Source organism: Vibrio hannami (assembly GCF_029589055.1).
GTDB lineage: Bacteria > Pseudomonadota > Gammaproteobacteria > Enterobacterales > Vibrionaceae > Vibrio > Vibrio hannami.
In genome coordinates, this window is record NZ_JARQZP010000003.1 from 1,992,911 (window position 1) to 1,999,375 (window position 6,465).

The window sequence follows — 6,465 nt, forward strand, 5'->3', positions numbered from 1 at the left end:
TCTCAGTGGTGAAATTAACAAGATAATAAATAGAAATTTGAATGCTAAGTAAGATAGTCCTGTATCTGCCACTTAGCCTAATGTTATTAACAATAGTATAAATATGTAAATGTGAAACTGTACGCGAATTGTTAAAAAGTGAACAGGAATGGGAGATTTCTTTCACCATCTCAACGCTGCCAACCATTAGCAAAAGTACTGCGTTCCCAATGGTACTATTCAAGACATGTACATTGGTAGGTAGTGATCCTAAGTAAGGCCTTCCCAGTATTGTGGAAGGCCTCAGCTTTGCCGCTATCTGCCGCTATGTCGTTTTGCTAGCTCCCTATGTCTCTCATACTTTTCCACTAGGTCTCGTTGAATGACTGCACCACCACTTATTATCCTATCTGTCATTACAATACCGTCTAAATGATCAATTTCATGCTGCAAAAGTTCGGAGAAATCAGGATCTATATTGGTCAACGAACACTGCTGTCCACTCTCATCTGTATAGCGGATATCGATACTGCAGTGCCTTTCTACTTCCACAGCAATATTAGGCATGCTCATGCAATCATCCCAGACCACCATTTTCTTTGAGCTTGTACGGGTAATTTGAGGGTTAATTAATACTTGGGTGTTTTGCTTAATCCTAATAGCAATCATACGCTTGTTTATACCAATTTGCGGTGCAGCCATAGCTCTACCCCAGCCATGCTCAGACTGGAATTCTTTTAAAGCTACTATTAGTTGTTCAATTTCGTCGGACAATCCAGGCTCGTTGATATCAACTTCAGCACTTGGAATATGTAAACTTGGTTCGCCAAAGGCTAAGATTTGCGCTTTTTTCATCTGACTAATCTATCGTTTAAAGTTGTTAAAAACGATCTGTTGGTTTTCGCTGGATTATGCTTGTTCAAATTGTTTTTCGTTCTCATTGGGTCTCTGTAACAATGATCAATGGTCTAGCATTGCTTGGAACGGTGGAAAACATTAATCCAGCTAATCCAGCAGCTCCCGATGTTGTTGTATTGATACCGTGGCTATAAAGCATGTTTTTAGCCTCTATAGCCTGTTCATCTGTGACAGTAACAAAGCTGTCTGCACCTACTTTGAGGATATCAAATGCCAAGATTGAAGGTTCTTTACAGTCTAACCTTCCCATATTTGAAACAGGCCCTTTAACAGAGGTTATAACCCCATGTTTGACACTCTGCTGTAAACAGTTCGCCCATTCGGGTTCGACCACAATAATTTCAGGTTGTACAGGCCATTTGTCTCGTATGTGTTGAGTTACAGCCGCTGCCATACCTCCTACACCAGCCTGTAACACAACGTGTGTCGGCCATTGGGCTAATCGCTTAAAATCATCTAGCATCTCCTGAGCCAATACCGAATATCCCTGCATGACTAAAGAGGGATAGTACTTTTCACCTGCCCATGATGAATCTGTAATGAGAGTGACTTTATCTGCTTGTGAACGAGACAAAGCGTTGCTCATGGATTCCTCGTAGGTCATTCCTGCACGTATTACTTTCGCCCTTAATTGCTGCAAACGGTTTTCAAATATCCTAGGAACCTGCTCAGATATACACACTTCGCACTTCAAGCCGAGAAGAGCTGCCCCTTTTGCAACCGAGAGACCATGATTTCCTGCTGACGCACAACAAATGGTTTCTTGTTTCAAATAATCATGACTTAATTGCATTACCTCTTTTAGGCTGGGAGTCCGTTTCAAAATTCGACCCAGCTTTTCTTCAGCCAAAGAAAAAACGGCATACGCTCCCCCGAGAGCTTTGAAGGAACCAAGCCCCATTCTGCTAGTTTCATTTTTGATAAATAAAGTCGAGCCCCCTATGGCCTCACCAACAGGAGCTAACTCTGTCAATGGAGTTGGTTCATAATCTGTACAGTGTGTTAGCCATGACAGTGGCTTCGTTGGACACGATATTTCTATATAGTCTGAAATTACCTTGTTCATCATACATCCAAGTTCTGTGTGCTTTTTTATAGCTTAACTTTTCTAGATGATGTCTATACCTCATACTTATGTGTACTTTTGATGGTTATCCATCAATATCGGGCGATAAGTGTTAAAATGACTCATGCATACGGATGATCTAGGAAAACTATGATAGAACTTGATAAAGCTGATTTAGCAATACTCTCTATTCTTCAGGAAGATTGTCGTTCACCTCTTGACCTGATCGCCGATGAAGTAGGGTTATCAACGGTTACAGTCCAAAGGCGAATAAAACGGTTACGAGATAGTGGTGTCATTCTGCGAGATGTGTCTGTTCTTGACCCAGAGCAACTGGGGTGGAAAATGACCTTTCTAGTTTTAGTCGAAATGGAGCGAGAGCGCTCCGATATGCTAGATAATTTTCGAAAAAGAATGATTAATGAGCCCCAAGTACAGCAATGTTACTACATTACTGGAGAAGCAGATTTTGCGGTGATTTGCTTGGCGAAAGATATGGAAGACTTCGAGGTATTAACCCATAGACTATTTTTCGACGATCCAAATATCAGGAGGTTCAAAACTAATGTAGTAATGAGACGTAATAAGGTCGGGATGGATGTAATGATTGAGCGAAGACCATGATAGAGACACATCACTTGCGAGCCTCTGGCATCAAACATCCACTATCGACGGAGCACTGCGATCCATCGCCCTAAGTTTAACAAGCTGGTTAGTGATGCAGCGACATAGGTCAGCGCCGCCGCCTTAAGAATTTTCTCCGCGTGCTTCAGGTCACCGTCGTGCAGATAGTCACCTTTCTTAAGGATTGGCAGCGCCTTGCCATAACTGGCATCGAACTCAACCGGAAGGGTCAATAGGTGCACCAAGGTACCTAGTGCTATTGAAACAACGCCGATTACTATCATTAGAGCGCCCGCCTGAGGCAGGCGAGTTAGCATTAGGACAAGCGGAGCAGCCACTAGCATCATGCCGGCAATACGCTCGCCGACCATGGCAGCCTTAACGAGTTTCTGCCGCGTTAGGAACAATGGTTCTCTACTTGAATCCTGAATGGCATGCCCCACTTCATGTGCGGCCACAGTCACTGCAGTAAGGGAGTACCCTGAATAATTGTCAGGCGTCAGACGCACAGCCTTTGCTACTGGATCATAGTGATCACCGGCAGAGGTCTCCTCTACCACGACGTCACCTAGATCAAAGCGGTCCAGCAGGTGGCGCGCAAGTTCACCGCCACTTCCCTGATTGTGGTAGCGATCAGCCGGCTGTCTGTACTTTTCCATCACGTGCTTGACCCACAGGCTCGGCAGGAATACGCATATCGCGATTATGAGTAATATTATTATCCAGAACATTTATTTCAGTATGCAATCAGCAATTGTGTGACTAATAAACATTGTACGCATAGAAATGAAAAGCAGACAAACTTTTAATCAATCAAAAACGACTAGAAAATACAGCCTATAAACTGAACTTGCTACGATTTCAGATAAGTACCAAAAACTGATTTGCGTGATATAGACATGATTATTTCAATACAGAAAGTTTCCTCAGGTTAGAACGTAGTAGAGATTTGCATTATAACTAACATCTTCGCGGCAAATAGCATACTATGCACAACCTTTACCCAGCACTGAGCCACTCATCGTAATGACAGATAACACACAGCAAGTGACATTTGCCGATCTTGGTTTGATTCCAACCTTAGTAGAGCGACTAGAATCTCTGGAATATAGCCATCCGACTCCAATTCAATCTCATACTATTCCTCACATACTTGAAGGGCGAGATATTGTTGGCGGTGCCAATACCGGGTCTGGTAAGACAGCCGCTTTTGCGTTGCCAATTTTGCAAAAAATTTACCAGCAAGATACATCACATAACCGCCGCGGCAACTTCGTGTCTCACCTGATTTTAGTTCCAACTCGTGAGTTAGCATCACAGGTGGCTTACAACATTAAATCCTACTCGTACCATCTTAGAGATAAGATCAAAACGGTTGCAGTATTTGGTGGTGTTTCGGTGAACCCTCAAATGCAAGCTCTTCGTGGTGGTAGTGATGTTATTGTCGCGACTCCGGGTCGACTGCTGGATCTGGTATCTAATAACGCCATTAAGTTGGATCAGGTAAAAACACTCGTCCTCGATGAAGCCGACCGTATGTTGAGCCTAGGATTTACCGACGAACTCAATCAGATTCTTACACTACTACCAGAGAAGAAGCAGACATTACTGTTTTCTGCGACGTTCCCTGAAAAAGTTACGAACCTGGCTAAAGGCTTGTTGCACGACCCAGTTGAAGTTCAATTACAGAGTGCGGAAGCCAGTACTTTGGTACAGCGCGTGTTTAGTGTTAACAAAGGTCAGAAGACAGCTGTACTTGCGCACCTAATCAAACAGCACCAGTGGCGACAGACTTTGATTTTTGTTAATGCCAAGAATGCTTGTAACCACTTAGCTCAAAAACTGTCAAAACGCGGCATCACTGCGGAGGTTTTCCATGGTGATAAGGGGCAGGGTGCTCGTACTCGTGTGCTTGAAGGGTTTAAGTCTGGTGAGATTCAGGTACTTATTGCTACCGATATCGCGGCTCGTGGCCTTGATATAGAAAAGCTACCAGTGGTTATTAACTTTGACCTTCCACGTAGTCCAGCTGACTATATGCATCGAATTGGGCGAAGTGGTCGTGCAGGCGAAGTCGGCCTTGGGCTATCACTTATAGATTATGATGATTACCACCACTTTAAAGTGATAGAGAAGAAGAATAAGTTTCAGCTAGAGCGTGAACAGGTTGAGGGCTTTGAAGTGGAAGAGGATCAAAGTGAAGCTTACTTTGCACCAATGAAACCACGAGCAAAACCTGCTGGTACGGGTAAAAAGAAGAAAAAACGTAATCAGTAGAATGGATATGGTGGGAGAGAGGGCTGGTTCTACAGCGTGCTCCACCATGCATTATAAACGCTTCACCTTTTTGGGGTTCACTCAGTCCACTGTCCTGACCACGGTAAACCGAAGTCTACCGAGGTGAAAGCCATGGTGATTCATCGCTCTCATAACATACGTATCATATCGATAAGTTTTCTGGTCGGGGCTAAAAGCAGAGCATGTTTCTGATCACTTCATACACCTGCTTTATGTCCTGCTCTGACCCAGTAGACATTACAACAAGGGGGGCCTTTTCTTAAAAAGATCTCCCTTTCCAGGTTTGAGCATAAAGTCACGTCTGGAGATATCATCACGAAGCAGAATCTTCAGAGACTCATGAATCAAAACGATATAATGACTCCTTCGCTTCATTTCTTCACCATCCGCACTGTGTGGAAGTATTGCCTCTTTTTGAGCATTACTTGCTCCGTAAAGTGTTAAGATTTCTTTTGCCTTTATACGTTCAGAGCCCATTACCAATCGTCCCCCATCTGTTTCGTCATCAAAGAACATTAAAATTTCACTTTGTGCAAGCCAGCATTGTCCTTGCCACCAAACAGCAGGCCACCATCGTTAGTGATATAAAAGATTCCGGCTTCTTTTCTGCTCATCTGGATAGCGGTATTGCCCGCAATACCATGATTCAACACCACAGATTTCTCTTTTCCAGCGGTCAATTTAATGATTTCGTGATGATGGGTGGTAATAAACCAGGTACCGTCACCATCGATAACAAAATCATCAGCCTGAATACCGGATTCTATAATCTCGATGGCACCTGCTTTTTGATCCTGCAGGTTTATTTTCCCGAGTAACTGTTTCGCAGAATTCGTAAAATAGAGCGCTCCCTTATATAGCTGAATACCATTAACACCTGGTAGCCCGGGACGATCCTGCTCCGGCTGCAATATCGCGTTATCAAGCCAGGTCATCAATTGGTTGGTCTTCATGTCGAACTGGTAGATTTTTCCATTGATCGCATCCGCAATCAGGTACTTACTATTGCCGAGGTAAGCCATGCCATTTAAGAAAGCTGGTGACTCGATACCCAGTAATCTGGTCAGTTCGCCAGTTTTATTAACCTTGTACAAGGCCATACTGTTGAGAAAGCTTTTGCCTTCTAATATGGACGTTTCATGTACCGATAGCAGACCTTCTCCCTGCTCATCAAAACGGATAGAAACAGGGTGGCCGTCTACTTTAGACCAGAGTGTCGCCTGACCATTTTCATGATACTTGTACAGCGACATTCCGGTGTAATCGGTCGCAACCAGCTCTTCCTTATTTTGAAACGTAAGGTTCTCAAAAAAATGACCGGCAGGTAGTGAAATGACAGACTCAACCGATTTTTCAATAGGCTGGGCTTCGGATGCTGATACATTTGCGAAAACAGAAACGGACACTGCTAACGTGGTTAATGTGTGCTTAAACATAAAAATCTCTCGCTCTCTTGTTGTGTTGCGGAGAATAGTAGTCTAAGTTTTATTAACCATCTATAAACCATAAATAACACCAGATTTAACTTAAAGTTTATGAAGTCACTTCCAAGCCAGTTACCTATATTTATTGAGGTTGCC

General features: G+C 43.4%; 7 protein-coding genes. 2 read left to right on the top strand and 5 right to left on the bottom strand.

The window, feature by feature from the left end:
• Positions 1 to 294: 294 nt before the first annotated feature.
• Entirely contained in the window at positions 295 to 834 is a 540-nt protein-coding gene (locus P7F88_RS10715; RefSeq protein ID WP_277824484.1) for a peptide deformylase, read from the bottom strand.
• Positions 835 to 916: 82 nt separating this feature from the next.
• Positions 917 to 1,966 (bottom strand): diaminopropionate ammonia-lyase, encoded by a 1,050-nt coding sequence (locus tag P7F88_RS10720; RefSeq protein WP_338405554.1) that lies wholly within the window; start codon positions 1,964 to 1,966, stop codon positions 917 to 919.
• A gap of 147 nt (positions 1,967 to 2,113) precedes the next feature.
• On the opposite strand from P7F88_RS10720, the gene P7F88_RS10725 reads away from it, so the two are divergent.
• The gene (locus P7F88_RS10725; protein ID WP_277824488.1) at positions 2,114 to 2,587 is read left to right on the top strand and encodes an Lrp/AsnC family transcriptional regulator; all 474 of its coding nucleotides are present in this window, start codon (positions 2,114 to 2,116) and stop codon (positions 2,585 to 2,587) included.
• Between the two features lie 41 nt (positions 2,588 to 2,628).
• Here P7F88_RS10725 and P7F88_RS10730 read toward each other — a convergent pair whose 3' ends face one another.
• On the bottom strand, positions 2,629 to 3,318 hold the full coding sequence (locus tag P7F88_RS10730) for a zinc metallopeptidase (RefSeq protein WP_277824490.1): 690 nt from the start codon (positions 3,316 to 3,318) through the stop codon (positions 2,629 to 2,631).
• A gap of 295 nt (positions 3,319 to 3,613) precedes the next feature.
• On the opposite strand from P7F88_RS10730, the gene P7F88_RS10735 reads away from it, so the two are divergent.
• The gene (locus P7F88_RS10735) at positions 3,614 to 4,864 is read left to right on the top strand and encodes a DEAD/DEAH box helicase (RefSeq protein WP_277824492.1); all 1,251 of its coding nucleotides are present in this window, start codon (positions 3,614 to 3,616) and stop codon (positions 4,862 to 4,864) included.
• A 258-nt stretch (positions 4,865 to 5,122) separates the two neighbouring features.
• Here the strand turns inward: P7F88_RS10735 and P7F88_RS10740 are convergent, their stop codons facing one another.
• Complete coding sequence (locus P7F88_RS10740) at positions 5,123 to 5,401, bottom strand: hypothetical protein (protein ID WP_277824494.1); 279 nt, start codon at positions 5,399 to 5,401, stop codon at positions 5,123 to 5,125.
• Entirely contained in the window at positions 5,401 to 6,321 is a 921-nt protein-coding gene (locus P7F88_RS10745; RefSeq protein ID WP_277824496.1) for an NHL repeat-containing protein, read from the bottom strand. Before P7F88_RS10745 ends, P7F88_RS10740 begins: the two co-directional genes overlap by 1 nt.
• Positions 6,322 to 6,465 lie beyond the last annotated feature (144 nt).

What these genes read in the sequence shown, in the direction of transcription:
- P7F88_RS10715 (WP_277824484.1), bottom strand. Translation starts at nt 834, where the DNA reads ATGAAAAAAGCGCAAATCTTAGCCTTTGGCGAACCAAGTTTACATATT.
- P7F88_RS10720 (WP_338405554.1), bottom strand. Translation starts at nt 1,966, where the DNA reads ATGATGAACAAGGTAATTTCAGACTATATAGAAATATCGTGTCCAACG.
- P7F88_RS10725 (WP_277824488.1), top strand. Translation starts at nt 2,114, where the DNA reads ATGATAGAACTTGATAAAGCTGATTTAGCAATACTCTCTATTCTTCAG.
- P7F88_RS10730 (WP_277824490.1), bottom strand. Translation starts at nt 3,318, where the DNA reads ATGTTCTGGATAATAATATTACTCATAATCGCGATATGCGTATTCCTG.
- P7F88_RS10735 (WP_277824492.1), top strand. Translation starts at nt 3,614, where the DNA reads ATGACAGATAACACACAGCAAGTGACATTTGCCGATCTTGGTTTGATT.
- P7F88_RS10740 (WP_277824494.1), bottom strand. Translation starts at nt 5,401, where the DNA reads ATGTTCTTTGATGACGAAACAGATGGGGGACGATTGGTAATGGGCTCT.
- P7F88_RS10745 (WP_277824496.1), bottom strand. Translation starts at nt 6,321, where the DNA reads ATGTTTAAGCACACATTAACCACGTTAGCAGTGTCCGTTTCTGTTTTC.